This window comes from Planomonospora algeriensis (assembly GCF_977012225.1).
Genome location: NZ_CDRNDK010000055.1, coordinates 1 through 24,172 on the forward strand (window position 1 = coordinate 1; position 24,172 = coordinate 24,172).

Annotated in this window: 33 protein-coding genes; 20 read left to right on the forward strand and 13 right to left on the reverse strand. The window is 73.3% G+C overall.

The features are described from left to right. The 3 genes from ACWJ6R_RS08950 to bar all read left to right on the forward strand — a co-directional run. Positions 1-116: zinc ribbon domain-containing protein (locus tag ACWJ6R_RS08950; RefSeq protein ID WP_449061779.1), on the forward strand; the 116-nt coding region annotated here is incomplete at its 5' end. Positions 117-393: 277 nt separating this feature from the next. Then, positions 394-1,302, forward strand: a complete 909-nt coding sequence (locus ACWJ6R_RS08955; RefSeq protein ID WP_449061750.1) for a carbamate kinase — start codon at positions 394-396, stop codon at positions 1,300-1,302. A 26-nt stretch (positions 1,303-1,328) separates the two neighbouring features. Continuing rightward, the gene (gene bar / locus ACWJ6R_RS08960) at positions 1,329-2,429 is read left to right on the forward strand and encodes a barbiturase (protein WP_449061751.1); all 1,101 of its coding nucleotides are present in this window, start codon (positions 1,329-1,331) and stop codon (positions 2,427-2,429) included. A 62-nt stretch (positions 2,430-2,491) separates the two neighbouring features. On the opposite strand, the gene ACWJ6R_RS08965 is transcribed toward bar, so the two are convergent. Further along, the gene (locus tag ACWJ6R_RS08965; RefSeq protein WP_449061752.1) at positions 2,492-2,617 is read right to left on the reverse strand and encodes a hypothetical protein; all 126 of its coding nucleotides are present in this window, start codon (positions 2,615-2,617) and stop codon (positions 2,492-2,494) included. Positions 2,618-2,765: 148 nt separating this feature from the next. Between ACWJ6R_RS08965 and ACWJ6R_RS08970 the strand changes: the two genes are divergently transcribed. Further along, positions 2,766-3,344 carry an SseB family protein gene (locus tag ACWJ6R_RS08970; protein ID WP_449061753.1) on the forward strand — a complete coding sequence of 193 codons (579 nt, stop codon included), beginning with the start codon at positions 2,766-2,768 and terminating at the stop codon, positions 3,342-3,344. Here the strand turns inward: ACWJ6R_RS08970 and ACWJ6R_RS08975 are convergent. Genes ACWJ6R_RS08975 through ACWJ6R_RS08985 form a run of 3 tightly spaced genes read right to left on the reverse strand, consistent with a single transcriptional unit; the run spans position 3,253 to position 5,257 of the window. Further along, entirely contained in the window at positions 3,253-4,284 is a 1,032-nt protein-coding gene (locus tag ACWJ6R_RS08975; RefSeq protein WP_449061754.1) for a hypothetical protein, read from the reverse strand. The genes ACWJ6R_RS08970 and ACWJ6R_RS08975 overlap by 92 nt on opposite strands. Then, positions 4,263-5,060, reverse strand: a complete 798-nt coding sequence (locus ACWJ6R_RS08980; protein WP_449061755.1) for a hypothetical protein — start codon at positions 5,058-5,060, stop codon at positions 4,263-4,265. The genes ACWJ6R_RS08975 and ACWJ6R_RS08980 overlap by 22 nt, the downstream gene beginning before the upstream one ends. Beyond that, positions 5,054-5,257: a hypothetical protein gene (locus ACWJ6R_RS08985; protein WP_449061756.1), complete on the reverse strand. Its 204-nt coding sequence runs from the start codon at positions 5,255-5,257 to the stop codon at positions 5,054-5,056. The genes ACWJ6R_RS08980 and ACWJ6R_RS08985 overlap by 7 nt, the downstream gene beginning before the upstream one ends. Before the next feature lie 193 nt (positions 5,258-5,450). Between ACWJ6R_RS08985 and ACWJ6R_RS08990 the strand changes: the two genes are divergently transcribed. The 4 genes from ACWJ6R_RS08990 to ACWJ6R_RS09005 all read left to right on the forward strand — a co-directional run bounded on the left by ACWJ6R_RS08990 (position 5,451) and on the right by ACWJ6R_RS09005 (position 7,417). Continuing rightward, positions 5,451-5,957, forward strand: a complete 507-nt coding sequence (locus tag ACWJ6R_RS08990; protein ID WP_449061757.1) for a hypothetical protein — start codon at positions 5,451-5,453, stop codon at positions 5,955-5,957. 41 nt (positions 5,958-5,998) lie between these two features. Then, positions 5,999-6,250: a hypothetical protein gene (locus tag ACWJ6R_RS08995; protein WP_449061758.1), complete on the forward strand. Its 252-nt coding sequence runs from the start codon at positions 5,999-6,001 to the stop codon at positions 6,248-6,250. 147 nt (positions 6,251-6,397) lie between these two features. Beyond that, positions 6,398-6,862 (forward strand): excisionase family DNA-binding protein, encoded by a 465-nt coding sequence (locus ACWJ6R_RS09000; protein ID WP_307832653.1) that lies wholly within the window; start codon positions 6,398-6,400, stop codon positions 6,860-6,862. Between the two features lie 3 nt (positions 6,863-6,865). Continuing rightward, on the forward strand, positions 6,866-7,417 hold the full coding sequence (locus ACWJ6R_RS09005; RefSeq protein WP_449061759.1) for a PIN domain-containing protein: 552 nt from the start codon (positions 6,866-6,868) through the stop codon (positions 7,415-7,417). Between the two features lie 71 nt (positions 7,418-7,488). Here ACWJ6R_RS09005 and ACWJ6R_RS09010 read toward each other — a convergent pair whose 3' ends face one another. Continuing rightward, a complete protein-coding gene (locus tag ACWJ6R_RS09010) occupies positions 7,489-8,448 on the reverse strand; it encodes a GlxA family transcriptional regulator (RefSeq protein WP_449061760.1) in 960 nt (319 codons plus the stop codon). A gap of 111 nt (positions 8,449-8,559) precedes the next feature. On the opposite strand from ACWJ6R_RS09010, the gene ACWJ6R_RS09015 reads away from it, so the two are divergent. Next, complete coding sequence (locus ACWJ6R_RS09015) at positions 8,560-8,856, forward strand: putative quinol monooxygenase (protein WP_189235673.1); 297 nt, start codon at positions 8,560-8,562, stop codon at positions 8,854-8,856. Positions 8,857-8,921: 65 nt separating this feature from the next. Here ACWJ6R_RS09015 and ACWJ6R_RS09020 read toward each other — a convergent pair whose 3' ends face one another. Beyond that, positions 8,922-9,389 carry a GNAT family N-acetyltransferase gene (locus tag ACWJ6R_RS09020; protein ID WP_449061761.1) on the reverse strand — a complete coding sequence of 156 codons (468 nt, stop codon included), beginning with the start codon at positions 9,387-9,389 and terminating at the stop codon, positions 8,922-8,924. 149 nt (positions 9,390-9,538) lie between these two features. Here ACWJ6R_RS09020 and ACWJ6R_RS09025 point away from each other — a divergent pair, with 149 nt between their 5' ends. Next, positions 9,539-10,231, forward strand: coding sequence for a DUF998 domain-containing protein (locus ACWJ6R_RS09025; RefSeq protein ID WP_449061762.1), 693 nt, complete (start codon positions 9,539-9,541; stop codon positions 10,229-10,231). Here ACWJ6R_RS09025 and ACWJ6R_RS09030 read toward each other — a convergent pair. The 3 genes from ACWJ6R_RS09030 to ACWJ6R_RS09040 form a co-directional block, all read right to left on the reverse strand. Beyond that, entirely contained in the window at positions 10,191-10,754 is a 564-nt protein-coding gene (locus tag ACWJ6R_RS09030) for a hypothetical protein (RefSeq protein ID WP_449061763.1), read from the reverse strand. The genes ACWJ6R_RS09025 and ACWJ6R_RS09030 overlap by 41 nt on opposite strands. Continuing rightward, positions 10,744-11,046, reverse strand: a complete 303-nt coding sequence (locus tag ACWJ6R_RS09035; RefSeq protein WP_449061764.1) for an ArsR/SmtB family transcription factor — start codon at positions 11,044-11,046, stop codon at positions 10,744-10,746. The genes ACWJ6R_RS09030 and ACWJ6R_RS09035 overlap by 11 nt, the downstream gene beginning before the upstream one ends. 245 nt (positions 11,047-11,291) lie before the next feature. After that, the gene (locus ACWJ6R_RS09040) at positions 11,292-12,251 is read right to left on the reverse strand and encodes a serine hydrolase (protein WP_449061765.1); all 960 of its coding nucleotides are present in this window, start codon (positions 12,249-12,251) and stop codon (positions 11,292-11,294) included. Between the two features lie 136 nt (positions 12,252-12,387). Here ACWJ6R_RS09040 and aroC point away from each other — a divergent pair, with 136 nt between their 5' ends. From aroC to ACWJ6R_RS09065, 5 genes are read left to right on the forward strand one after another with little or no spacing between them, the layout of a single operon-like run. Further along, on the forward strand, positions 12,388-13,566 hold the full coding sequence (gene aroC, locus ACWJ6R_RS09045) for a chorismate synthase (RefSeq protein WP_449061766.1): 1,179 nt from the start codon (positions 12,388-12,390) through the stop codon (positions 13,564-13,566). A gap of 57 nt (positions 13,567-13,623) precedes the next feature. Beyond that, positions 13,624-14,124 carry a shikimate kinase gene (locus ACWJ6R_RS09050; RefSeq protein WP_449061767.1) on the forward strand — a complete coding sequence of 167 codons (501 nt, stop codon included), beginning with the start codon at positions 13,624-13,626 and terminating at the stop codon, positions 14,122-14,124. Beyond that, the gene (gene aroB / locus ACWJ6R_RS09055) at positions 14,121-15,197 is read left to right on the forward strand and encodes a 3-dehydroquinate synthase (RefSeq protein WP_449061768.1); all 1,077 of its coding nucleotides are present in this window, start codon (positions 14,121-14,123) and stop codon (positions 15,195-15,197) included. The genes ACWJ6R_RS09050 and aroB overlap by 4 nt, the downstream gene beginning before the upstream one ends. A 58-nt stretch (positions 15,198-15,255) precedes the next feature. Continuing rightward, the gene (aroQ, locus tag ACWJ6R_RS09060) at positions 15,256-15,687 is read left to right on the forward strand and encodes a type II 3-dehydroquinate dehydratase (protein ID WP_068895756.1); all 432 of its coding nucleotides are present in this window, start codon (positions 15,256-15,258) and stop codon (positions 15,685-15,687) included. 19 nt (positions 15,688-15,706) lie between these two features. Further along, positions 15,707-16,504: an SGNH/GDSL hydrolase family protein gene (locus ACWJ6R_RS09065; RefSeq protein WP_449061769.1), complete on the forward strand. Its 798-nt coding sequence runs from the start codon at positions 15,707-15,709 to the stop codon at positions 16,502-16,504. 86 nt (positions 16,505-16,590) lie between these two features. Here the strand turns inward: ACWJ6R_RS09065 and ACWJ6R_RS09070 are convergent, their stop codons facing one another. Further along, complete coding sequence (locus ACWJ6R_RS09070) at positions 16,591-18,678, reverse strand: ATP-dependent DNA helicase (RefSeq protein WP_449061770.1); 2,088 nt, start codon at positions 18,676-18,678, stop codon at positions 16,591-16,593. 261 nt (positions 18,679-18,939) lie between these two features. On the opposite strand from ACWJ6R_RS09070, the gene ACWJ6R_RS09075 reads away from it, so the two are divergent. Beyond that, positions 18,940-20,262, forward strand: a complete 1,323-nt coding sequence (locus tag ACWJ6R_RS09075) for a hypothetical protein (protein ID WP_449061771.1) — start codon at positions 18,940-18,942, stop codon at positions 20,260-20,262. Between the two features lie 38 nt (positions 20,263-20,300). Next, positions 20,301-20,576, forward strand: coding sequence for a hypothetical protein (locus tag ACWJ6R_RS09080; RefSeq protein ID WP_449061772.1), 276 nt, complete (start codon positions 20,301-20,303; stop codon positions 20,574-20,576). A gap of 148 nt (positions 20,577-20,724) precedes the next feature. Here ACWJ6R_RS09080 and ACWJ6R_RS09085 read toward each other — a convergent pair whose 3' ends face one another. Further along, positions 20,725-21,315 carry a helix-turn-helix domain-containing protein gene (locus tag ACWJ6R_RS09085; RefSeq protein WP_449061773.1) on the reverse strand — a complete coding sequence of 197 codons (591 nt, stop codon included), beginning with the start codon at positions 21,313-21,315 and terminating at the stop codon, positions 20,725-20,727. Positions 21,316-21,441: 126 nt separating this feature from the next. Further along, complete coding sequence (locus tag ACWJ6R_RS09090; protein WP_449061774.1) at positions 21,442-21,699, reverse strand: ubiquitin carboxyl-terminal hydrolase 14; 258 nt, start codon at positions 21,697-21,699, stop codon at positions 21,442-21,444. A 114-nt stretch (positions 21,700-21,813) separates the two neighbouring features. Between ACWJ6R_RS09090 and ACWJ6R_RS09095 the strand changes: the two genes are divergently transcribed. Genes ACWJ6R_RS09095 through ACWJ6R_RS09105 form a run of 3 tightly spaced genes read left to right on the forward strand, consistent with a single transcriptional unit; the run spans position 21,814 to position 23,038 of the window. Then, a complete protein-coding gene (locus tag ACWJ6R_RS09095) occupies positions 21,814-22,212 on the forward strand; it encodes a hypothetical protein (RefSeq protein ID WP_449061775.1) in 399 nt (132 codons plus the stop codon). A 56-nt stretch (positions 22,213-22,268) separates the two neighbouring features. Continuing rightward, the gene (locus ACWJ6R_RS09100) at positions 22,269-22,610 is read left to right on the forward strand and encodes a YidH family protein (RefSeq protein WP_449061776.1); all 342 of its coding nucleotides are present in this window, start codon (positions 22,269-22,271) and stop codon (positions 22,608-22,610) included. Positions 22,611-22,645: 35 nt separating this feature from the next. Next, positions 22,646-23,038 (forward strand): DUF202 domain-containing protein, encoded by a 393-nt coding sequence (locus tag ACWJ6R_RS09105; RefSeq protein ID WP_449061777.1) that lies wholly within the window; start codon positions 22,646-22,648, stop codon positions 23,036-23,038. 59 nt (positions 23,039-23,097) lie between these two features. On the opposite strand, the gene ACWJ6R_RS09110 is transcribed toward ACWJ6R_RS09105, so the two are convergent. After that, positions 23,098-24,172, reverse strand: a 1,075-nt coding sequence (locus tag ACWJ6R_RS09110) for an RNA polymerase sigma factor (RefSeq protein ID WP_449061778.1), incomplete at its 5' end; no start/stop codon positions are given.

A 24,172-nucleotide genomic window follows, 5' to 3' on the forward strand; every position in this document is an offset into this window, starting at 1 on the left:
CCCAGGCCGCGTTCGCTTGTACGGCGTGCGGGCATGCCGCGCACGCCGACGTGAATGCGGCGATCAACATCTTGAGGGCAGGGCTTGCCCTTCGTGAGGCTGCGAAAGCGGCTTAGCGAGAAGCCGCTCCCTTCAGGAAGCGGAGGAGTCACGGACACGACACTCACTCGGACAACAGCCCGATGGGCCCGGTGGGCGGCGCCCCGTCATCGCGGCCCTCGGAGCCGCGGGCGCACTGCCGCAGGCGGGGCGGGTGCCGCCGCTGCATGTCGCCCTGAGCGGCCGTCCCCGCCGAGGGCGGGCCGGGGGTGGCGAGTGCTGTCGAAGAACGCCCGTTCCTTGGGCAACGAGTGCCCATGAGCCGGTGCCCGGCGGGCGGCTACCGTCGCCCCTGTGGGTGAACGTGTGCTGATCGCGCTCGGCGGCAACGCCATGACGGCCTCCGACGGGAGCGCCTCCCCCGACGACCAGCGCCGCGCGGTCGAGGGGGCGATGGGCCACGTCGCGGCGCTGCTCGCGGCCGGCCACCAGGTGGTCCTCAGCCACGGCAACGGCCCGCAGGTCGGCAACCTGGTGCTGAAGAACCAGCTCGCCGCCGACGTCGTACCGCCGGTGCCGCTCGACTGGTGCGGCGCGCAGACCCAGGCCACGATCGGCACGCTCGTCCTCAACGCCCTGGAGGGCCGCGCCGCCGTCGTGGTGACCCGCACGCTCGTCGACCCCGCCGATCCCGCCTTCGCCGACCCGGTCAAGCCGATCGGCCGCTACTTCACCGAGGACGAGGCACGCCGCTTCGAGCGGCTCGGCCAGACCTGGCGCCGCTTCGAACGCGGCTGGCGCCGGGTGGTCGCCTCCCCGGAACCGCTGCAGATCCTGGACGCGCCCGCGGTGGCGGCGCTGATGGCCGCCGGGTTCGTCGTCGTGGCGGCGGGCGGCGGGGGAGTGCCCGTGGTCCGCACCCCTTCCGGGAGGCTGTCCGGGGTCGAGGCCGTCATCGACAAGGACCTCGCCGCCGCCCTGCTGGCCCGGACCGTCCGGGCCGCCACCCTGGTGATCGCCACCGACGTGCCCTGCGCCTGGACCGGTTTCGGCACGCCCGCCGCCCGCCCGATCGGCGCGGTCACCGCGGCCGGGCTCCGGGAGCTGCAGGCGGCCGGCCACTTCGCCGGGGGCAGCATGGGCCCGAAGGTGGAGGCCGCCCTGCGCTTCGTCGAGCACGGCGGCGACCGGGCGGTGATCACCTCGTTGGAGGGCATCGGAGCGGCGGTCGCGGGGGAGACCGGGACCGTGGTGCGAAAGTGAAACCCCTAGACGGAGAGGCGGCCGGGATGCCGGAACCGATTGAAGTGCGCAAGGTGGCCATCGAGAGCGTGACCGACGCCTCCGGACTGGAGAGGCTGATCGACGACGGGGTGATCGAGGCGCACCGGGTGCTCGCGGTGATCGGCAAGACCGAGGGCAACGGCGGGGTGAACGACTACACCCGCATCCTCGCCGACCGGGCCTTCCGCGAGGTGCTCGCCGCCAAGGGCCACCCGGCCCCCGAGAGCGTGCCACTGGTGTGGTCCGGCGGCACCGACGGCGTGCTCAGCCCGCACGCCACGATCTTCGCCACGACGGACCCCGATCCGGACGCCGCACCGGGCGACGAGCCGCGCCTCAGCGTCGGCATCGCGATGAGCGACGTCATCCTGCCCGAGGACATCGGCCGCCCCGCCATGGTGGAGAAGGTCGCAGCCGGGGTGCGCGAGGCCATGAAGGCCGCCGGGATCGACGACCCCGCCGACGTGCACTACGTGCAGACCAAGACGCCGCTGCTGACCCTGGCCACCATCAACGACGCCAAGTCGCGCGGCAGGGACGTGGTGACCGAGGACACCGGCCCATCCATGGACATCTCCAACTCCACCACCGCGCTCGGCATCGCCGTCGCCCTCGGCGAGATCGAGATGCCCCGGGCCGATCAGATCCACCGGGACCTGTCGCTGTACTCCTCCGTGGCGTCCTGCTCCAGCGGCGTCGAGCTCGACCGGGCCCAGATCGTCGTCGTCGGCAACGTCCGCGGCATCGGCGGGCGCTACCGCATCGGCCACTCGGTCATGAAGGACGCGCTGGACGCCGACGGCATCTGGGAGGCGATCCGCTCCAGCGGCATCGACCTGCCCGAGCGCCCGCACCCGTCCGACCTGAAGGGCCGCCTGGTCAACGTCTTCATGAAGTGCGAGGCCGACCCCTCCGGCAGAGTCCGGGGCCGCCGCAACATCATGCTCGACGACTCCGACGTGCACTGGCACCGCCAGATCAAGGCCACCGTCGGCGGCGTCGCGGCCAGCGTCACCGGCGACCCCGCGGTCTTCGTCAGCGTCGCCGCGGTCCACCAGGGCCCCAGCGGCGGCGGTCCGGTGGCCGCCATCGCCGACCTCGGCTGACATCCACCGCCCGGCCCGGTCCCGGGCCGGGCCTCGCCGCATGCCGTACGGCTTGCGGCGCGTCAGCCCCAGAGCGCGTAGACGACGGCGAGGGTCCCACCGAAGAACAGGGCCTCGACCGCGTAGCGGGTGGCCCGAGTGACCTGCGGCTCGCCGGTCCGGCTACCGCTTCCGACCGTGTCCAGCATCGTCCTCACCTTTCCGTTTCCTCTGTCCGAGGGGCGTTCGAAGGCATCGTCGCCCGCCTCCGTCCCGGGCGCACAGGGTGGGTGTCCCGGTCCGCCCGGGACGCCGGAACCGCGCGTCCCGGTCCTTATGACGCCGCCGGTAGGGTGAATGTTCGTGCTGACCATTCCGCAACCTCTGGTCCCCGGCGACGACGGCGGCTCCGACGCCGCCGTGGCGTCCGCGCTCGCCGCCCACGCCGCGGGCACGGTCGGCGCGGCCGAGGTGATCGCCGCGCTGAGCGGCGCCCGGCTCCTGGTCCCGGTGGTGGCGCTGCTGACCTCCTCGGAGGTCGGCGAGCACGGCCTGCGGCAGGAGAAGGAGAGCGAGATGGCCCTGCCGAAGCTCGTCGGCAGGGACGGCCGGGAGGCGGTGCTCGCCTTCACCGGGGCCGAGCCGCTGCGGCTCTGGCGCCCGGACGCCCGGCCCATCCAGTCCACGACGCTCCACGTCTGCCAGGCCGCCGTGGCCGAGGGCGCCGCCGCCGTGGTGGTCGACGTCGCCGGACCGGTGCCGTTCGTGATCGAGGGCGGCGTGCTCGCCGCGTTCGCCGCCGTGCGGTCCGGGACCCTCGATCAGCTGGGCGCCGACAGCGGGGTCACCGTGGCGCGGATGGAACAGGCCCCCGAGCCTCCCGCCCCGGCCCCCAGGCGTCGGCGGCTCGGTTGGCCGCCACGTGGACGAGGTTGATCGTCAGGATCGCCGGCGCGACCACGGCGACGAAACCGCCGAAGTCGCGTTCGAAGACCAGGGCGAGGATCACCGCGGTGACGCCGTTCTGCTGGGCCAGCCCCAGATGCACCCGGTCGACCACCGGCAGGCCGTGGGTGAGCAGCAGCGCCGCGACCATCTGCGCGGCGAACGCGGCCAGGCCGAGCAGCACGCCCATGCCCAGGCTCGTGCCGCCCACCAGCAGCAGCCCCATCAGGAACGCCGAGAGCGCGAACGCCGCGCTCACCGCCCGCAGCAGCCAGCGTGAGTCCGGCAGCCGCAGATAGAGGCCCGCCGTCGCCAGGCCCAGCATGAGGGAGCTCCACGCGGCCGACACGACCGCGCCGGCCGCCGCGAGATAGCTCAGCACCGGCGGGGCGTTCCTGACCAGCCGCCACACCAGGTAGGCGACCAGCGCGAACAGCGCGTTCAGCCCCAGGTCGGCGAAGTAGTCCATCGACAGGCCGCCCCCGCCCGAGCCCCGCACCAGCGCCGCCGCGTAGACCGCCAGGATGATCGTCACCGGGTCGTCGAAGGACGACCACGCGCCGAGGATCGTCTTGGCCCGCGCGGAGAGCCGGTCGTCCTTCATCACGGCGGCGACCGAGAGCGGGTCGATCTGGGCGACCACCACCGCCATGATCAGGGCGCGCGGGTCGCCCGAGACGAGGTAGACCACCCCGGCGATGAACGCCGTCTTCAGCACCACCCCGACCGTGACCGCCAGCACGATCAGCCGGGTGTGCTCCCTGGCCTCGGCCCGGTCGATGCCGTGCGTGCTGCCGTACAGGCCGATGGCCAGCAGCAGGCTGCTGAACAGCACGTAGGCGGAGGAGTGCTCCAGGCCGTCCAGCCCGCCGAGCTCGGCGGCCAGCCAGCCGACGGTGACGACGGCGATCAGGAGCCCGATTCGGGCCAATGCTCACTCCTCGGGACGGATCGCAGGTGGCCCCCCGGTTGCGGGGTGCGCTCGCGCTGGTTGATCGGGGGAAGGGTGAAGTGGCCGCGGATCATGTCCACGAGCCGGGCCATCTTGTCGTCGGCGACGCCGACCTTGCGCTGGTCGAGCGTCACCCCGACCAGGTAGCGGGTCTCGTCGACCCAGTACAGGTACAGCGCGCCGCGCTCGACGTCGAGCACGGTCCGGATGAGGACGCCGCCCTCGATCCGCTGGAACTGCCGGTTGAGCCTGCCGGTAAGCCAGTTGAGCTGGTTGCCGGCCTTCAGGTAGAGCTCCCGGCGCTCCTCCTGGGCGGTGTCGTGGAAGAAGTGCGCCAGGTCGGCGTCGTCGAGCACATCGGTGTAGAAGCAGCACCGCCCGCCGGCGTAGTAGGCGACGAAGTGCAGGTCGTCCTGGTCGAGCATGGAGACGCAGCTGCCGAGGGCCTTCTCCACCGACGGGCCGATGTCCGGCACGGTGCGGATCAGGATCTCCGACTCGCCGATCACCTTCCGCTTGGTGGCGGTCGGCAGCGGGCCCATCCCGGCCTCCAGGTACGGCAGGTACAGGCCCCGGTTGTACTGGATCAGCAGGTAGACGCCGGTGGCGAAGGCGAACGCGCTGACCCCCGTGGTGATGAGCCCGTGCAGTTCGCCCGGGACCGATCCCCGCCAGAGCACCGGGCCGAACGCGGCGGCGAACCCCAGCACGGCCTCGCCCGCGGCGGTGACCGTCAGCGCGGTCACCATCAGCACCGGGAGCCGGGCCGGATCCGGCCGAGCACCGTGGCGATCGCGGCGAGCGTCACGATCACCCCGACGACCGTGACGGCGCGGGCGGTGTCGTAGTCCTCGCCCTCGATGTACCACGCGAGGAACTCCAGCAGGACGGGCAGCAGGACCAGTGACGCGATGACGACCGGCAGCCGTGCGAAGCGGTCCCTGCTGTCCACGTGATCCGGCCCTCCTCGGGGTGAGAGTGGCCTCCAGACTCCATGATCGTCACGACGGACGTCAATGACCTCCGACGTCAGACGGATCAACGACCGGGGGCCGGCCGGGGCTCCCCGCGTCCGTCGTGTCCCGGCGGGGCCGACGCCTCGGAGACCGGAGGACAGGGAAGGCCGGCCGGGCTATGGTCGGTCGGTGATCCTCGTGCCCCTCCTCGCGGCCCTCGCCGGCCTGCTGATCGGACTGCGGTCACGTGCCCTGGTGGTCCGGTACGCGGTCCCCGGAGGAGAACGGTCCGCACCGGAGCCCGGACCTGATCGCCGGTCCGAACCGGAGCCCGGACCCGATCACGGGCCCGGACCCGGCGATGCCGCCCGTGCCGTACGGCCCGAGCCCGCCCGTGCCGTACGGCCCTGCCCGCCGCCGCTGGTCGTGGAGGTCGTGACGGCGGCGGTGCTGGGGGCGCTCGCCCTGCGGGCGGTCGCGGCCGGATCCCTTCCGGACCGGTCGGCGGCCTCCGCCGTGGCGTGGTCGGCGGAACTGCTGGCCCTGTGCTGGCTGGCCGCGGTCTGCGTCCTGCTGGCCTTCGTCGACGCGGCCGTCCACCGGCTGCCCGACCGCCTCACCCTCGCCGCCTACCTCGGCACCGCCGTCCCGCTCACGGCGCCGCCGCGGCCGGCGGCCGGTGGGACGACCTGCTGAGAGCCGGACTGGGCGGCCTGGCGCTGACCGGCTTCTACCTGGTGCTGTTCCTGGTCAACCCGGTCGGGATGGGACTGGGCGACGTCAAGCTCGCGGCGAGCCTGGGCACGGCGCTGGGCTGGTTCGGCTGGGACGCCCTGCTCGCCGGCGCGTTCCTGGGCTTCCTGGCGGGCGGCCTGTACGGCGGGGCGCTGCTGGTCGCCCGCCGCGCGAACCGCAAGAGCGAGATCCCCTTCGGCCCGTTCATGATCATCGGCACGTTCGCCGTCCTCCTGGTAGGCCCTGTCCCCTGATCTGCCCTGTGCGGCCCGGAGGCGCCGACGCCGCACCGGGTGGTCTGTCCGTGGACTCTGCCGGCAGGGGTGAAGATCTTTCCACCCAGAGGCCCATCTCCTTGCGTTTGTATCGAGTAATGCGAATAATGCGGATAGGAGGTGGGGATGACTTCTATCGCACAGGTCGGCTCGGTGTCGCCTGGAGCCGTTGATCCCGAGAAGGCGGCCAGAGCGCTGCGACGCATCAACGACTACCTCGTCCACAGTCCGAGCGACAGCGAGGAATTCGAGATCCTCGTCGAAGGCGGTGGCGATCAGGCTCTGGTGCTGCCGCGTCAGGCGGTGGAGATGTTCGCGTACATCCTCGGAGCAATGGCACGAGGACAGGGCGTCCAGATCATGCCGCTCAACGCCGAACTCACGACTCAGCAGGCCGCCGACCTGCTCAACGTCTCCCGCCCGTATCTCATCGGTCTTCTCGAACGCGGTGAGATCGACTATCGCCTCGTCGGGCGCCATCGACGGGTCCGGTTCGAGGCCGTCATGGAGTACATGCGCCATGACGATCTCAAACGCAGAGCCGTGGTCGACGAACTGTCACGCCTCGGACAAGAACTCGGTGAGGATTGATCCGTGGCTCCGGTGGTCGTCTACGACGCCTGCGCGCTGTACGGCAACGCCGTTCGGGACCTGCTCATTCGAGTGGGCCGGGCGCGCCTCGTACAGCCCCGATTGACCCATCAGATCCTTGACGAGCTCGACCGTGCACTCGCCAGACGCCCCGCCGCGACAGAGGCGAAGCGTGAACGTCTGCGGACGCTCATGCTCCAAGCGGTGGCGGACTGCCTCGTCACCGGGTTCGAGCCGCTGGTCGAAGGGCTGAAACTGCCGGACCCGGACGACCGCCACGTACTCGCTGCGGCGATCAAAGCCGGAGCGGAGGTCATCGTCACCTCGAATCTCGCGGACTTCCCCGCCGATGCGTTGGACCCGTGGGGCATCGTCGCCAAGTCTCCGGACGCGTTCCTGCTGGACCTCGTGGACATCGCTGACAGAGTCGTCTTCTCGTGCGTTCAGCAGATAGCCGACCAACGGATCAATCCGCCGGAGACGTTGGACGAGGTGCTCAAGCAGCTTGAGCGCGGCGGTTTGGTGGAGACCGCCGCCGCGCTGCGCTTCGGCTGAGCGCACCCGGATAGGCCGTCGCAGATTCCATTGGCGACGGTCATCGCCGGTGAGATGCCGACGGTCCCGGTTCACCGCCCGCGCAGATCCGCGACCGTGCTTCCGGTACGGCGGCGCAGCAGGACGCGCAGCGTGCCCGGATGCTCGTAGCCGACCCTGCGGGCGATGGACTCCATGGACAGGTCGGTGGTGCGCAGCAGGTGGCGGGCCTGCTCGACGCGCAGATCCTGGACGAACCGTACCGGCGAGGTGCCCATGACGCGGCGTACGGCCCGCTGGAGGGTCCGCTCGCCGACACCGAGCGCACCGGCGGCGTCGGTGATGCTGAGCGGCTGGTCCAGGCGCGCGCGGATCCAGCGCTCGAAGGCGGCGACGGTCGGATCGTGCTGGGCGAGCGCGCCGGGGATGGTGTAGGCCGACTGCGACGGCCGCTCGTCGACCACGAGGTAGCGGGCGATGAGATCGGCCAGGGCGGGGCTGCTCATCCGCACGACCGCCAGGGCCAGGTCGACGTGGCCGAAGGCCGCGCCCGCCGTGATCACGCCGTCGGAGGCGGTCACCATGCGAGTCTGGTCGAGCGTGACCTTCGGATAGCGGGGCCGGAAATGCGGCGCCAGCCACCAGCTGGTGGTCGCCCGCCGCCCGTCGAGTACCCCGGACTCGGCCAGCAGGAAGGTGCCCGTGCAGGCGGAGGCGACAGAGGCGCCCCGCTCGCGGGACTCGGCCAGCAGCCGCCGCACCTCCGCCCTCGCGGGCCCGGCCGCCTCGGCGAGGAGGGCGTCGGGCCGGCGCTCGGCGAGCGCGGGCACGATCAGCAGGTCGGCCCGCCCGGCCTCGCCGATCGGCGCGCAGGACACCAGATGCCCCGCGCCGGTGCGGACCTGCCGGTCGAAGCCGACGGTGGTCACCCGCCACGCGGGCGGCGGCTGAGGGAGCTCCTCGCGCATCGAGTCGGCCGCCTGCAGTACGTCCAGAATCGCCGCGAACCCGGAGTCGAACACGCCGTCGTACGCCAGCACCGCCACATCCATGACGGAAACGGTACCGGAGAAGTCGTTTCCGCCACTGGGGCCGGGACCGGTGCGGTCTTAGGTTTCTCCTGGCAGCGAGATTCCCGCTGACACCGAGATGAGGAGCACACGATGAAGATCGGACTGCTGGCCCGGATCGAGGCCAAGCCGGAGTACGCCGACAAGGTCGAGGCCCTGCTGGGCGAGGCGCTCGAACTGGCCCGCCAGGAGGACCACACCCTCGCCTGGTTCGCCTTCCGGCTGGACGCCAACACCTTCGGGGTCTTCGACACCTTCGCCGACGAGGAGGGGCGCACCGCCCACCTGGAGGGCCGGATCGCCGCGGCGCTGATGGAGGTGGCGCCGACCATGCTGAGCGCGGCCCCGGACATCCGCCCGGTGGACCTGCTGGCGGTCAAGCTCCCCTGAGCCGGACGCGGCGGGACGGGCCGGCGGGCGGCTTTCCGTCCGCCGGCCCGTCTGTCGCGTCCGGTTCAGAGGTCCCGCTCGGCGACGACCTCGCCGTCGCTGATCTCCCCGGTCGGCTGGAAACCGAGCTTGAGGTAGAACCGCTCCGGCCCGCCCTCACCCGGCACCCAGGTCACCGTCACCCGCGTCTTCCCGCGGCTGCGCAGTTCCTCGCACACGGCCTCCACCGCGAAGCGGCCGTAGCCACGGCCCTGCCTGTCGGCGGCGACTGCCAGCCGCCAGAGCCCGGAGCGGAGCCGGTCCTCGGGATTCTCCGGGTCGAGGCGGACGTCCAGGAATGCCATGACGAAGCCCACGAGTTCGTCGCCGTCGAAGACCAGCCGCGGCCAGGCGATGTCGGGCTGCACGTACGCCTCGGCCAGCGACTGCGCGACCGGGGCCACGAAACGCTCCTGGCCGGGACGGAGCCGCAGGTCGCACGCGGCGCGGACGTTCTCGGGGGTGACCTTCTCCAAGCGGAGCGACGCTGTCATGCCGGGCACCTTACCGACGCTCCCTGGGCGCCGGGCAACCGATATATCACCCGCCGGTCCCGCCCACCGGATGTCCGGGAACGGGTGGGCGGTTCCGACGTCTCCGGTGGGAGGCGCCACGGCAGGTGCCTCACCGGAGAGGAGAACCCATGTCGTCCACCACCCGCCTGCAGGCCTGCGGCGTCGCCATCGGCCCGGTGTTCCTGGGCGTGTGGCTCGTCCAGGCGCTCACCCGCGAGGGGTTCGACCCGGCCCGCCACCCGCTCAGCCTGCTGAGCCTCGGGGACCCGGGCTGGATCCAGGTCGCGAACTTCATCGTCGCGGGCCTGCTGTACCTGGGCTTCGCCGCCGGTGTACGGCGGGCGCTGCGTCCCATGCCGGGCGCCACCTGGGCCCCCGTGCTGCTGGGCCTCAGCGGGGCGGGGATGATCATGGCCGGGGTCTTCCCCACCGACCCGGGGGCCGGTTTCCCGCCGGGCGCGCCCGCGGGGATGCCTGAGTACACCGTGTCCGGCGTCCTGCACGAGGCGGGCTTCCTGCTGGCGTCCCTGTCGTGGAGCGCGGCCTGCCTCGTGCTGGCGCGCAGCTTCGCGGCCGTCGGCAGACGCGGCTGGATCGCGGCATGCCTGGCGGTCCCGGCCGGGGTCTTCGCGCTCGTCGGATGGCCCGACCCGAGCGGCCTCACCGTGCGCCTGCTAATCGCGTCGGCGGTCCAGTTCGCGTTCGTGGCGGCCCTGGCGGTCCGGATCATGAGGGGTCTGCCGCGGGACCTCGGTGCCCCGCACCGGCCGCTCTCCCCGGTCAGGCGGGGACGGCCGGGACGATCAGCTCCTCGCCGATGAGCCCGTTCAGCCGGCGGGCCTCGTCCTCGGTGAGGAACATCAGCACCGAGGCCTGGCCGTTGTCCATGGCGTGGAAGCGGCGGCCGTCGCCCTCCAGTTCGTCCATCAGGTAGGAGACGATCATCGGGTCGGCCCAGTCGTCGACGACGTCGACGGTCCAGTGCCGCCGCCGGCCGGCGGCGGTGTACTCGAGCCAGGCCTCGCCGGTGCCGAGGTCGACGTGGTCGCGCACGTCGGTCAGCGCGTCGGGGCGGCCCGCGATCCGGCAGAGCCGCCGGGCGATCTCGACGTAGGCGCCGGGGCCCTCGACGCACTCGGTGTCGAAGTTCCACACGCGCTCGGAGAACCGGCGTCCCCACGGCTCGGCCTCGACCTCGATGCCCAGCACGAACAGCAGCAGGGTGAACGGCTCGCTCTCGTACGCCTCACGAGGGAACGAGTGCAGCAGCTCCTCCACGGTCCTGCCGGGGGCGAGGCCGATCCCGATCCCGGCGAGCGCGGAGAGCTGATCTTCAAGCGTCATGCGCCGATGCTACCGAGCGGCCGGTGCTGGTCTCCGTGCCGGAGCGCTCGGCCACGTCGGTGGCGGCGGCGGCCAGGGCCAGCACGGGGAAGATCGCGTGCGCCGGCACCCGGTAGACGCCCCGCTCGGGCTGCTCGACCAGCCCGGCCGAGGCCAGCGTCTTGAGGTGGTGGTAGAGCTGGCCGGGGGAGGCGAGCCCGAGCGCGGTCTGCAGCTCGGCGATGGGCCGGGGCCCGGTGACCAGCAGCTGCAGGATCTCGAAGCGCGCCGGGTGCCCGGCGGCGGCCAGCACGGCGGCCAGCGGCCCGGTCGGCCGCCGGAGCAGCCAGCCGGGGAAGCGGTTGATCTCCCACTCCCACTGGTAGCCGCCGAAGTGGGCCCGGCCGCCGTAGGTGAACAGGCCGGTCTCGTCGTCGGCCGTCTCCGCCTCCCGCGCCGCGGGGGCGGCGAGCCGGGCCTCCAGGGCCGCGACCCGCGCCTCGAGGTCCTGGAGTCTGTCGTCGACGCCGGTCAGCGGAACCTCACCTCACTGCTGTCTCACTTCAGCGCCGCGTGCACCTTCGCGAAGAAGGCGGGCTCGGTCGCCAGCTTCAGGATGAACCGCTGATGAGCATAGCTGCGCATCCCGGAGTACCAGGTGGCCTCCGGGAGCCGGTGCAGGACCAGGACGGTCTCGCGCGGCCTCTCGCCGGGCCGGGCGGTGTACATGGCCTCGCTGATGACGCCGGGCAGCGAACCGCCCTTGGTGCCGATGCGCAGCTCGGCGGGGTCGGCGCCGGGCTGCCGCATCGGCCACTCCAGGTGCCTGCTCGCCACCGCGTCCTTCCTGAGCCCGGCGAGCACCCGGCGCAGGACGCCGGGTTCGACGCGGGTCACGGTCTCGGCCCAGGCGGCCTGCCGGGCGAAGTCCGGCAGCGCGGGCGTCACCTGCTTCCCCGCCTTGACGTACCGCTTCAGGCAGGCGTCGGCCGGCAGCGCGCAGCCGCCGAAGGCGCGCAGGATCTCGCCGTTGATCGTGCCGACACGGGTTCGCGCGATCTTGCGCAGTTCGCCGGGGCCGAGCCGGTCGCGGAGCAGGTCGGCGGCGGCGTTGTCGCTCTCCTCGATCATGGCGGAGACGAGCTGGTCGAGCGTGACGCTCGCGCCCGCCTTGAGCCGCTTGAGCGCCCTCTCGTGGGCGCCGCCGTCGGTGCCGGGCACGTGGTAGGCGTTCCACAGGGCCACCGGGACGCGCTCGTCCGGTGCGGCCCGGCCCCGGCGGACCGCGTCGGCGTAGGCGGCGAGATGGACGATCTTGATGGTGGAGGCCACCGGGGCGAGGCGGCCGGCGTTGTGGCTGATGCCCCGGGTCACCAGCGCGACGTCGCCGGGGTGGGCCTCGATGTAGGCGAGCACGGCCTCGGCGTCCTTGAGGTCGGCGGAGGCGGGGGCGGTCGCCGGGGCGGTCGGAGCCGCGACCAGAGCGGTCGCCAGGGAGATGCTGAGGATCGCGTTCATGGCTCCACGCTAACCGATAATCCGAAACTCCGGAGTATCAATTTTTCGAAGCGCGGGATATGCGGGGAGATCCACCGGTGTCTCACCTGGTGAGCTGCGGCCATTCCAGTGGGCGACACGTGGAAGACTGGTCCCCATGTTGCGCTGGTTGACCGCCGGAGAGTCCCACGGCCCCGAACTCGTCGCGATCCTCGAAGGACTGCCCGCCGGGGTGGAGGTGACCACGGCCGACATCGACGGGGCGCTGGCCAGACGCCGCCTGGGCTACGGCCGCGGCGCCCGGATGAAGTTCGAGCAGGACCTGGTCACGATCGTCGGCGGCGTACGGCACGGCCGCACGCTCGGCAGCCCCGTCGCGATCCGCGTGGGCAACACCGAGTGGCCCAAGTGGGAGACCGTCATGGCCGCCGACCCGGTGGACCCGGAGGTGCTGGAGGGCCAGGCCCGCAACGCGCCGCGCTCCCGTCCCCGCCCCGGCCACGCCGACCTCGCCGGCATGCAGAAGTACGGCTTCGACGACGCCCGCCCGGTGCTCGACCGGGCCAGCGCCCGCGAGACCGCCGCCCGCGTCGCCCTCGGCCAGGTCGCCAGGAGCTTCCTCAAGCAGGCCCTCGGCGTCGACATCGTCAGCCACGTCGTCTCCATCGGCTCGGCTCAGACCACCGAGGGCGTCGTGCCGGGCCCCGGCGACATGGACGCCGTCGACGCCGACCCGGTGCGCTGCGCCGACCCGGCCGGCAGCGCCGCGATGGTCGCCGAGATCGACAAGGCCCACAAGGACGGCGACACCCTCGGCGGCGTCGTCGAGGTGATCGCCTACGGCCTCCCGCCGGGCCTGGGCAGCTACACCCACTGGGACCGTCGCCTCGACGCCCGCCTCGCCGCCGCGCTGATGGGCATCCAGGCGATCAAGGGCGTCGCCGTCGGCGACGGCTTCGAGACCGCCCGCCGCCCCGGCTCCCGGGCCCACGACGAGATCGAGAACACCTCCGACGGCGTGCGCCGGATCACCAACCGGGCCGGCGGCGTCGAGGGCGGCATGACCAACGGCGAGGCGCTGCGCGTCAGCGCCGCGATGAAGCCGATCTCCACCGTGCCGCGCGCGCTGGCCACGATCGACGTGCTGACCGGCGAGGCCGCCCGCGCCCACCACGAGCGCTCCGACGTCTGCGCGGTCCCGGCCGCCGCGATCGTCGCCGAGGCGATGGTCGCGCTGGTCCTGGCCGACGCCGCGATCGAGAAGTTCGGCGGCGACTCCGTCGAGGAGGTGGCCCGCAACCTGTCGGGCTACCTGTCGTCACTGGTGATCAAGTAGTCGGTGGCCGGTCGGGTGACCGGATCGACCGAGCGAGAGAGCGGATCGAGGGTTGTGATGGGACCGCGCGCCGTACTGATCGGTGCTCCCGGGTCGGGCAAGTCGACCGTGGGCAGGTTGCTGGCCGAGCGGCTCGGGGTCGCCTTCCGCGACACCGACGCCGACGTGGAGGCCGCGGCGGGCAAGCCGGTGAGCGACATCTTCGTCGAGGACGGCGAGGAGCGTTTCCGCGCACTGGAGGCCGAGGCCGTACGGCGGGCGCTGGCCGAGCACGACGGCGTGCTCTCCCTGGGCGGCGGCGCGGTCCTGGACGAGGCGACCCGCGAGCTGCTGGCCGGGCACCGCGTCGTCTACCTGGAGGTCGGCCTCTCGCAGGCGGTGACCCGGGTGGGCCTGGGTTCGGCCCGGCCGCTGCTGGTCTTCAACCCGCGCAGCCAGCTGAAGAAGCTGATGGAGGCCCGCCGCCCGATCTACGAGGCGCTGGCCGCCGTGACGGTCGCCACGGACGAGCGCGAGCCCGCCGAGGTCGCCGACGAGATCGTGAAGGGACTGGCGTGACGATCACCAGGATCAGCGTCGGCGGGGAGTCTCCGTACGACGTCGTGGTGGGCACGGGGATCCTCGGCGAGCTGCCCGGCCTGCTCGGGCCCCGGGTGCGCACCGTCGCGGTCGTGCACCCGGAGGGCCTGCCGGAGATCGCCCGGCCCGTCTGCGGCGCGATCGAGACGGCAGGCTACGAGGTCGTCCGGCTCCCGGTGCCCGACGCCGAGCAGGCCAAGACGGCCGAGGTGGCCGCCGGGCTCTGGTCGGCCTTCGGCCGCCACGGCATGACCCGCTCCGACGCCGTGGTCGGCGTCGGCGGCGGAGCCACCACCGACCTGGCCGGGTTCGCCGCCGCCACCTGGCTGCGCGGCGTCAAGGTGGTGCAGGTCCCGACCACCCTGCTCGGCATGGTGGACGCCGCGGTCGGCGGCAAGACCGGCATCAACACCCCCGAGGGCAAGAACCTCGTCGGCTCCTTCCACCCGCCCGCCGGCGTCCTGTGCGACCTGGCCACGCTGGTGACGGTGCCCCGGGCCGACTACGTCGGCGGGCTCGCGGAGATCGTCAAGGGCGGCTTCATCGCCGACCCGGAGATCCTGGCGCTCATCGAGGCCGACCCCGAGGGCGCCCGCCACCCCGACGGGCGGCACACCCGCGAGCTGATCGAGCGGAAGATCCGGGTCAAGGCCCGCGTCGTCGGCGCAGACCTGCGCGAGAGCGGCCTGCGAGAGATCCTCAACTACGGCCACACGCTGGCGCACGCCATCGAGCGGGTCGAGGACTACCGGATGCGCCACGGCGAGGCCGTCGCCATCGGCATGGTCTACGCCGCCGAGCTGTCCCGCCTGGACGGCCGGATCGGCATCGACCTGGTGGACCGGACCCGCGCGATCCTGACCGCGGTCGGCCTGCCCACGGCCTACCGCCGGGAGGCCTGGCCCGAGCTCCGCGACCACATGCGGCTGGACAAGAAGAGCCGGGGCGCCACGCTGCGCTTCGTCGTCCTGGACGGCCTGGCGCAGGTGTCCGCGCTGGAGGACCCGCCGGAGGCCCTGCTGGAGGCCGCCTACAACGAGATCGCCAGGTGATCGGGGACGCGGAAGCGGGACGCCGGCCCGTTCCGCCAGTGAGGAGTGAAACGAGCAGATGAGGACCGTCTACGTTCTCAACGGCCCCAACCTGTCACGGCTCGGCACCCGCGAGCCGGACGTCTACGGCGCGGAGACCTTCGCCGACCTGGCCGCGCTCTGCCGGCAGACCGGCAGGGAGCTGGGCCTGTCGGTGGAGGTCAGGCAGACCGACGACGAGGCCGAGCTGGTGGGCTGGCTGCACGAGGCGGCCGACGGCAAGATCCCGGTGGTGCTGAACCCCGCGGCGTTCACCCACTACTCCTACGCGCTGCGCGACGCCATCGCCCAGCGCACCGCGCCCCTGGTCGAGGTGCACATCTCCAACCCGGCCGCGCGCGAGGAGTTCCGGCACACCTCGGTGGTCGCCGCCGTCGCCACCGGGACGATCGCCGGGTTCGGCCTCGCCTCCTACGTGCTGGCGCTGCGGGCCGTCGCCGACCTGGCCTGAACGGGACCGGAGGATTCCCATGACGAGCTACCGGTCCTTCGTCGCGCTCGGCGACAGCTTCACCGAGGGCATGAACGACCCGGCCGTGCACCCCGCCGTGGACGCCTCCGGCCTGCCGGTCGAGGCCGGGCGCTTCCGCGGCTGGGCCGACCGTGTGGCCGAGCGGCTGGCCGTACTCGACCCGGAGTTCCGCTACGCCAACCTCGCGGTGCGCGGCAAGCTCATCGACCAGGTCGTCGCCGACCAGGTGCCGGTCGCCGTCGAGATGCGCCCCGACCTGGTCAGCTTCTGCGCCGGCGGCAACGACCTGCTCCGCCCGGGCAGCGACCCGGACCGGATGGCCAAGAAGCTCGCGGGAGCCGTACGGCGGCTGCGGGCCACCGGGGCCGAGGTGCTGCTGTTCACCGGCGTCGACCCCCGTGACACCCCGCTGATGCGCCGCGCCCGCGGCACCTTCGCGGTCTTCTACCTGCACGTCCGCTCCATCGCCGACCTGTACGGCTGCCGCCTGGTCGACCAGTGGTCGATGCAGGGACTGCGGGACTGGCGGGCGTGGAGCGACGACCGCCTGCACATGAACGAGGAGGGCCACCGGATGGTGGCCGCCAAGGTGTGCGAGGTGCTCGGCGTGCCCTGCGACGACGACTGGCGGGTCACCTGGCCGCCCCGGGAGAACGTCGACCCCCGGGCCAAGCGCCGCGAGGACGTCCAGTGGGTCCGCACCCACCTCGGCCCGTGGGTGCTGCGCCGCCTGCGCGGCCGCTCCTCCGGCGACGACCTCGACCCCAAGCGCCCCGACCTGAAGCCCTTCGCCTGACCGCCGGCGTCCCGGCCGTTCCTCCGCGGCCAGGCGGCCGGAGCGGGCCGGGACGCGGACGGGCGGCGGAGCGCCTCGCGGCGGGGTCAGGACGCGGACAGGCGGCGGAGCGCCTCGCGGACCTTGGCCGGGTCGTTCGTGGGCCAGAAGGGCGGCAGCGAGGCGCGCAGGAAGCCGGCGTAGCGGGCGGTGGCCAGGCGGGGATCGAGGACCGCGACCACGCCCTTGTCGTGCTGGCTGCGCAGCAGGCGGCCGGCGCCCTGGGCGAGCAGCAGGGCGGCGTGCGTGGCGGCGACCGACATGAAGCCGTTGCCCCCCTTGGCCGCGACGTGGCGCTGCCGGGCGGAGCTCAGCGGGTCGTCGGGACGGGGGAAGGGGATGCGGTCGATGATGACCAGCCGGAGCGACGGCCCGGGCACGTCCACGCCCTGCCAGAGCGAGAGCGTGCCGAACAGGCAGGTCGGCTCGTCCTCGGCGAACCGTTTGACCAACTGCATCGTGGAGTCGTCGCCCTGGCAGAGCAGCGGCACGCTCAGCCGGTCGCGCAGCGCCTCGGTGGCGGCCTTGGCCGCGCGCATCGAGGAGAACAGGCCGAGGGTCCGGCCCCCGGCCGCCTCGATCAGCTCGGTGATCTCCTCCAGGTAGGCCTCCGGCAGGCCGTCGCGGCCCGGCTGGGGCAGGTGCTTGGCGACGTAGAGGATACCGCTGCGGGGGTGGTCGAAGGGGGAGCCGACGTCCAGGCCGGACCAGCCGGACCGGTCGCCGTCGGCGGAGCTCAGGCCCCACTGGCGGGCCAGCCCGTCGAAGGCGCCGCCCAGGGCGAGCGTGGCGGAGGTCAGCACCACCGTGCGGTCGCCGAACAGCTTGTCGCGGAGCATCCCGGCGACGGTCAGCGGGGCGATCCGCAGGATCGGCGGGCGGCGGTCGGTGGCCCCGTCCAGCCAGACCACCTCGGCCCGGTCGACCTCCTCGGCGTGGCCGAAGGCGTCCAGCATGCGCTGGGCGGTGTCGTGGACCTCGTCCAGCGCGGTGAAGGCCGCCTTGCGCAGCCCGGCGCTCTCCGGGTCGTCCTTGTCGCTCGCGCCGCGCGGGCCCAGCGCGGTGACGCAGGCCGACGCCGCGTCGCGGATCAGGGCGAGGGTCAGGCCGAGCACCTGGGGCAGCTCGTCGAGCCGTCCGGGCGGCGCGACCGCGAGCAGGGCCTTCAGATCCTCGCCCGCCTGCAGGAGCCGGTCGGCGATGCCCTGCTCGACCAGGCGCCCGACGCGGCGTACGGCCAGCGCGACGGTGGTGTCCGACAGCTCGCCGGTGACCACGGAGGTGACCCGGTCGACCAGCTCGTGGGCCTCGTCGACCACGACGACGTCGTGCTCGGGCAGGAGCGGGATGTCCTCCATGGCGTCGATGGCCAGCAGCGCGTGGTTGGTCACCACGACGTTCGACTCGGCGGCGCGGGCGCGGGCCAGCTCGGCGAAGCACTCCATGCCGCTGGGGCAGCGCTGCGCGCCCAGGCACTCCCGGGAGCTCACCGAGAACTGCCGCCAGGCCTGCTCGTTGACGCCGGGGACCAGCTCGTCACGGTCGCCGGTCTCGGTCTCGTTCGCCCAGTCCTGGATGCGCTGGACCATCCGCCCGGTCAGGCTCACCTCGCCGGGGTCGAAGAGCTGGTCCTGCTCGTCGTCGGGCCAGCCCGCGCTGGCCTTGTAGCGGCACAGGTAGTTGCGGCGGCCCTTGAGGATCGCGAACGTGGGCTCGGCGGGCAGCAGCGGGGCGAGCGCCTCGGCCAGGCGGGGCAGGTCGCGGTCCACGAGCTGGCGCTGCAGGGCGATCGTCGCGGTGGAGACGACGACGGCGCCCTCCGAGGTCATCGCGTGCCGGATCGAGGGGATCAGGTAGGCGAGGGACTTGCCGGTGCCGGTGCCCGCCTGGACGGCCAGGTGGTCGCCGGAGTCGATCGCCCCCTGGACGGCCCGGGCCATCGCGAGCTGGCCGGGGCGCTCGACCCCGCCGACGGCCTTGACCGCCAGGGCGAGCAGCTCCTCGACCGGGGGCAGATCCGCGCTGGAGGAGGCCCTCTCGGTCTTCGTGGTCTTCGCGCCCTTGGGAGTCTTCGCGGTCTTCGCGCCCTTGGAGGTCTTCGCGGTCTCGGCGGGGCTGAGGGAGTCGGTCGGCACGACAGCCAACCGTACCCGCTCGCTCCGACAACCGGACCTGCCTCCGGAGAGTCATCGCGCGGACTCGTCCCGGCATTCCGGACCGCGAGGTTCGTCTCGCATGGCAAACTGGCGGAACCACCGCTGCGCGTACGTGAAGGACCGGACAGGATCGTCCTCCCGGTGTTCGCGGGGCTGAAGATGGGGATGGAAAGACGGATTCGGTAGGGTTTCCCGAGGTCGAGTGGACGAATAAAGGCTGGTTAAAGCACCATGTCATCCATGTCGGAAGTTGTCCCGTTGCCGTCGTTCGGCGAGGTGTTCTTTGACGAGCGTGGCCAGGAGCGGGTGCTCCGGGTCACCTGGCACGACGGCACGCTGGTGCTGAGCCTCTGGCGCGGCGAGATGTGCACCGCCAGTTTCCGCATGCCCATGGACGACGTGGCCCGCCTGGTGGACACCCTCGACGAGGGATTCGTCGAGGCCGGGGGCCGCTATCCCGACGAGGTCGGGGAGGACGCCCCGGCGGGGGGCCATCCGGAGCACGCCGAGCACGGGGAGTTCCCCGGCACCGGGCAGTACGCCCGGCCGCGCCCGGAGGACTACGCCCAGCCGGTCCCGCCGCCGCACTACGCCGATCCGGCGGCCACCCAGGTCGCCCCGCCGCCGGAGGAGCCGCGCCCGCCCGCGCTGGGACCGAACGACGTGCTCGTGGCGCGCGGCGCCGTCCCCGCGCCGGACGCGGTCCCGGACCGCGTGCCGGGGTACGGGGCGGCCGACGTGGTGCCGCCCGAGAACATGATCGTCGGTGACTCGCTGCCCTACGGGACGCCTCAGCCGGGCGAGCCGCCGTACCCGGCGCCCGCCGATCCCTACGGGGCGCAGCAGGCCCCGCAGCCCGACCCGTTCCCCCCGGCATCCCGGCCGGTGACGGACCCGTTCGCGGCGCCGTCCCACCGGCAGGCCGACCCCTTCGCCGCGGGCCGGCAGCCCGACGTCTTCACTCCGGCGCAGCCCGATCCCTACGGGACGCCTCAGCCGGGCGAGCCGCCGTACCCGGCGCCCGCCGATCCCTACGGGGCGCAGCAGGCCCCGCAGCCCGATCTGTTCACCCCGGCCCCCCAGCAGGGGGCGGACCCGTTCGCGGCGCCGTCCCACCGGCAGGCCGACCCCTTCACCCCGCCCGCCGACAGGTTCCCGCCGTCGCCCTCCGACGCCTATCCGTCCCAGGGGCACTCCACCGACCCCTACGGCATCCCGCCCGTGGGGCGCCAGCCCGATCCCTACGGCGGTTATCCCGCTCCGGCCCAGCCCGACCCCTACGCGTTCGGAAACCGGCCGCAGCCCGCTCCGGAACGGCAGGCCCCGCCAGGCGGGCACCCGGCGGACCTGCGCGACCTGTACAGCACGCCGCCGGCCTACGACCAGCCCTACGAGCAGCCGTACGACCCCAACGACCCGCTGAACCTGCGCGCCCAGCAGGCCGAGCAGCCGCCGGCCCGCTCCTACCCGGACGCGCCGCACTCCACCGGGGAGCGGCTCCGCCCCGAGCAGGGCTACGACGAGCGGGACTACGACGAACGGGACGGACGCCGCGGCTGGTGACGCGCGCCTCCGGGCCGCCGCCGGCGCGGACCCGGGAGATGAGGATCCCTTCTTGGATCTTCGGAGTCGTGGAGCAGCTCAGGCTGCGTGCCGGACGCCGTGCCCTGAGCGCCTGGGAGCGCCTCGGCGGGGGCTCGGGTCCGGGCGGCGAGGACACGCCCAGCACCGTCTACCGGCGGCCGCGCAGGGAGATGCTGGCCGCAGAGCGCGAGGTGTTCGTGCGCTTCCGCGACGAGCGCCGCATCGACGACGAGGTGCTCCGCCGGGTCATGCACGAGCTCGACTTCGAGGAGGCCACCCTGGAGCGGGACTGACCGGTCCTGCCCGCCGGGCCCGATCCGTCATCCGGCCGGGTTCCGGTCCCGCCCGCCGGGTGCCGTGCCGCGGTCCGGTTCCGGTCCTGCCCTCCGGTTCCGGTCCGTCATCCGATCGGGCTCCGGGCCGCCGTCCGGGGCGCCCGGGTCAATCCCCGCCCCTCCTGGGGCGGGCGCGCAGGTGGGCGCGTTCGCCCTGCGCGCCGAACAGGCTGAGGAACTCGACCGGTTCGGCGTCGGCGGCGCCGAACCAGTGCGGGACGCGGGTGTCGAACTCGGCCGCCTCGCCGGGGGAGAGGACCAGGTCCTGCTCGCCCAGGACGACCCGGAGCCGCCCGTTGAGGATGTAGAGCCACTCGTAGCCCTCGTGGGTCTGCGGGTCGGGCACCCTCCGGTGGCTGCCGGCCGGGATCACGAGCTTGTACGCCTGGATGCCGCCGGCCCTGCGGGTCAGGGGCACCATGATCATGCCGTAGCGGGTGACCGGGCGCAGGTGGATGCGGGGGTCACCGGTGGGCGGGGCGCCGACGAGCTCGTCGAGCGTGACGCCGTGGGCCCTGGCCAGGGGGAGCAGGAGCTCCAGGGTCGGCCGGCGGGCGCCGGACTCCAGCCGGGACAGGGTGCTCACCGAGACGCCGGTCACCGCCGACAGATCGGCCAGCGTGGTCTCGCGCTGCCGGCGCAGCGCGCGCAGCCGCGGTCCGACCGCGCCGAGCGCCTGGTCGAGGTCGTCGTCCATGTCCGCCAGCTTGCCATATCGGCAAGGTCGTTTGCCTGAACGGCCGTCGGACGCCTGCCGGGTCCACCAGGCAGGCTCGGTGGACCCGATCGCTCGATCGCGTCGGCGGGGCGGAGGGGGCCGGGCTCAGCCGATGATCTGGTCGACGTAGCACCAGCGCCAGGTCTCGCCCGGCTCGAACGAGGAGATGACCGGGTGGGAGTCCCGGTGGAAGTGGGCGGTGGCGTGCTTGCCCGGCGAGGAGTCGCAGCAGCCGACGTGACCGCAGGACAGGCAGCGGCGCAGGTGCACCCAGCCGCTCCCGGTCGCGAGGCACTCCTCGCAGCCCTCGGGCGTGCGCGCGGGCGGGTCCTGGGCCTCGGTGAGGTGCTGGCAGGTCGGCATGGTCGTCCCCCTCGGCGGTAGCGGGATCATCGTACGGCCGGCACGGCCCGCCGTACGGCGCGGCGGGCGTCGCGGGCGCGCCGCGCCGTATCGGCCGTTGGGTAGAGTCAGGTCATGAGACCCCTTCCGCGACGGACCGGCCTCCTCGCCGCCTCCGCTCTGGCCGCCGCCCTCCTGACCACCGGGTGCGCCGAGATCCAGCAGGTGAGCGAGGGCGTCGACCGGGCCCAGCAGTGCATCCAGGCCGCGGGCATCGTCACCGACACCATGGCGAAGGTCGCCGGCCTGCTCAACGACCCCGCCGGGATGGAGAAGGCACTGAACGACGGGGCCGCCAAGCTGGGAGACGTGGCCGACAAGGCCGCCAACACCTCGCTCAAGGAGGCCGCCGACGGCGTGGCGGGCAGCCTGGAGGCCATCAACGTGCAGAACGCCAACGACGCTATCGACGCGGCGCAGAAGGTCGCCGCCGACGGCGTGAAGTGGGCCGAGCAGCTCACCAACGCCTGCTGAGGCCCCGTGCAATCCCGGCTTCTCTAGGGGAAATGTCGCTGAAATAGCGTCGTTCCATGGAGACCCCCGGGAAGGAACCGGATCCCCGGTTCACGCTGGCCAACGAACGCACCTTCCTGACCTGGCTGAGCACGTCGCTCGCGCTGACCGCGGGCGGCGTCGCCATGGCGGCCGTCTCGCCGGACGTCTTCGTGCCCTGGATGCGGACGACGCTCGCGGTCGTCCTGGTGTCCCTGTCGGCGCTGGCCGCGGCCATGGCCTACCCGCGCTGGCGCCGGGTCCAGCGCGCCCTGCGCACGGAGGAGCCCCTCCCCCCGCCCGCCCTCGCCGCCCTGTTCGGGTACGGCGTGGCGGCCGTGGCCGTGCTCGCTCTGGTCCTCATCCTGACGGCGCGGTGAGAGCCGGTGCCGGGGAGGCCGGGGAGGAAGGGGCCATGCGCCATCCGGGGCGGGGTGACGACCCGCGCCGCGGGGCGGGCGGTGACCGGATCGAGGAGCGGGCGGTGACCGAGCTCTGGGACGAGGGTCTGCAGAGTGAGCGGACCCGGCTGGCCTGGGTCCGCACCGCCACCATGCTCGCCGCCGGCGGTCTGGTGATGGGCGGGATGGCTCTGCGCGCCGGCGCGTCTCCGCTCGTGGCCGGGGCCTTCGCCCTGACGGCCCTGTGCGGGGCCGCGCTGCTGGCCCGCACCGGCGTGCGCTACCAGCGGGTCCAGGACGCCCTCCACGGGGGCCGTCCGCTCGACGAGCGCGCCGACGCCGTCCTGGCCTGGTCGGGCACCCTGGCCGCGGTCGCCGCCGCCGCCGTCTTCGTCCTGTCCCGGTAGGGACTTCCCGCTCGTCCCGGTGGGAGCGGGCCGGCGCCGGACCGCAGCCCGGGCTCCGCTCACCCGAGGGCGTCGAGCTTGCGCTCCAGCACCGTCCGCTCGCGCTCGTTGCCGCACAGCCGCACGGCCAGCTCCAGCTCGGCGCGTGCCTCGGCGGTTCGGCCCAGACGGACCAGCAGTTCCCCGCGCACACTCGGCAGCAGATGCGAGCCCGCCAGCGCCCCGGCGGCCGCCAACTCGTCCGTGATCGGCAGCGCCGCGGCCGCTCCCCGCGCCATGGAGACCGCCACCGCCCGGTTGAGCTCGACCACGGGTGAGGGCGCCAGCCGGCCGAGCGCCTCGTACAGCAGGACGATCCGCTCCCAGTCCGTCGCGCCGACCGATGGGGCGAGGGCATGGCATTCGGCGATCGCCGCCTGCAGGCCGTAGGCGCCCAGGCCCCGGCCCGCCCGCCCGGCACGGGCCAGGGCGGTCCGCCCCCGGCCGATCGCGGCGTGGTCCCAGCGGCGGCGGTCCTGGTGCTCCAGCAGCACCGGCGCGCCGTCCGGCCCGACGCGGGCGGGAAAGCGCGCCGCGGTCAACTCCAGCAGCGCCAGCAGGCCGTGCGCCTCGGGCTCATCCGGCATCAGCCGGGCCAGTACCCGCGCAAGGCGCAGGGCCTCGCTCGCCAGATCCAGCCGGATCAGATCCTCACCCGAGCCGGCCGAGGATCCCTCGGTGAAGATCAGATAGATCACGTTGAGGACCGAGCCGAGCCGCTCGGCCCGCTCTCGGGCCGGCGGCACGGCGAACGGCACCCGGGCAGCCCCGAGGGTCTTCTTGGCCCGGGTGATGCGGGCCTGCACGGTGGCTGTCGGCACCAGGAACACCCGCGCGATCTCGTCGCTGGTCAGACCGCCGACCACCCGCAGGGTGAGCGCCACCCGCCCCTCCCGGGGCAGCACGGGATGGCAGGAGACGAACATCAGCGCCAGAGTGTCGTCGTCGATCTGGTCCGGATCCCACAGCACGTCCTGGACCTCGCGGACCGGATCGGCCGGTGCGCCGCCCGCGGCGGCGCCGCCCTCGCTCAGGTCACGGGCGAGGGCGGCGTACCGGTCGTCGAGGGCGGAGCGCCGGCGGAAGGCGTCATCG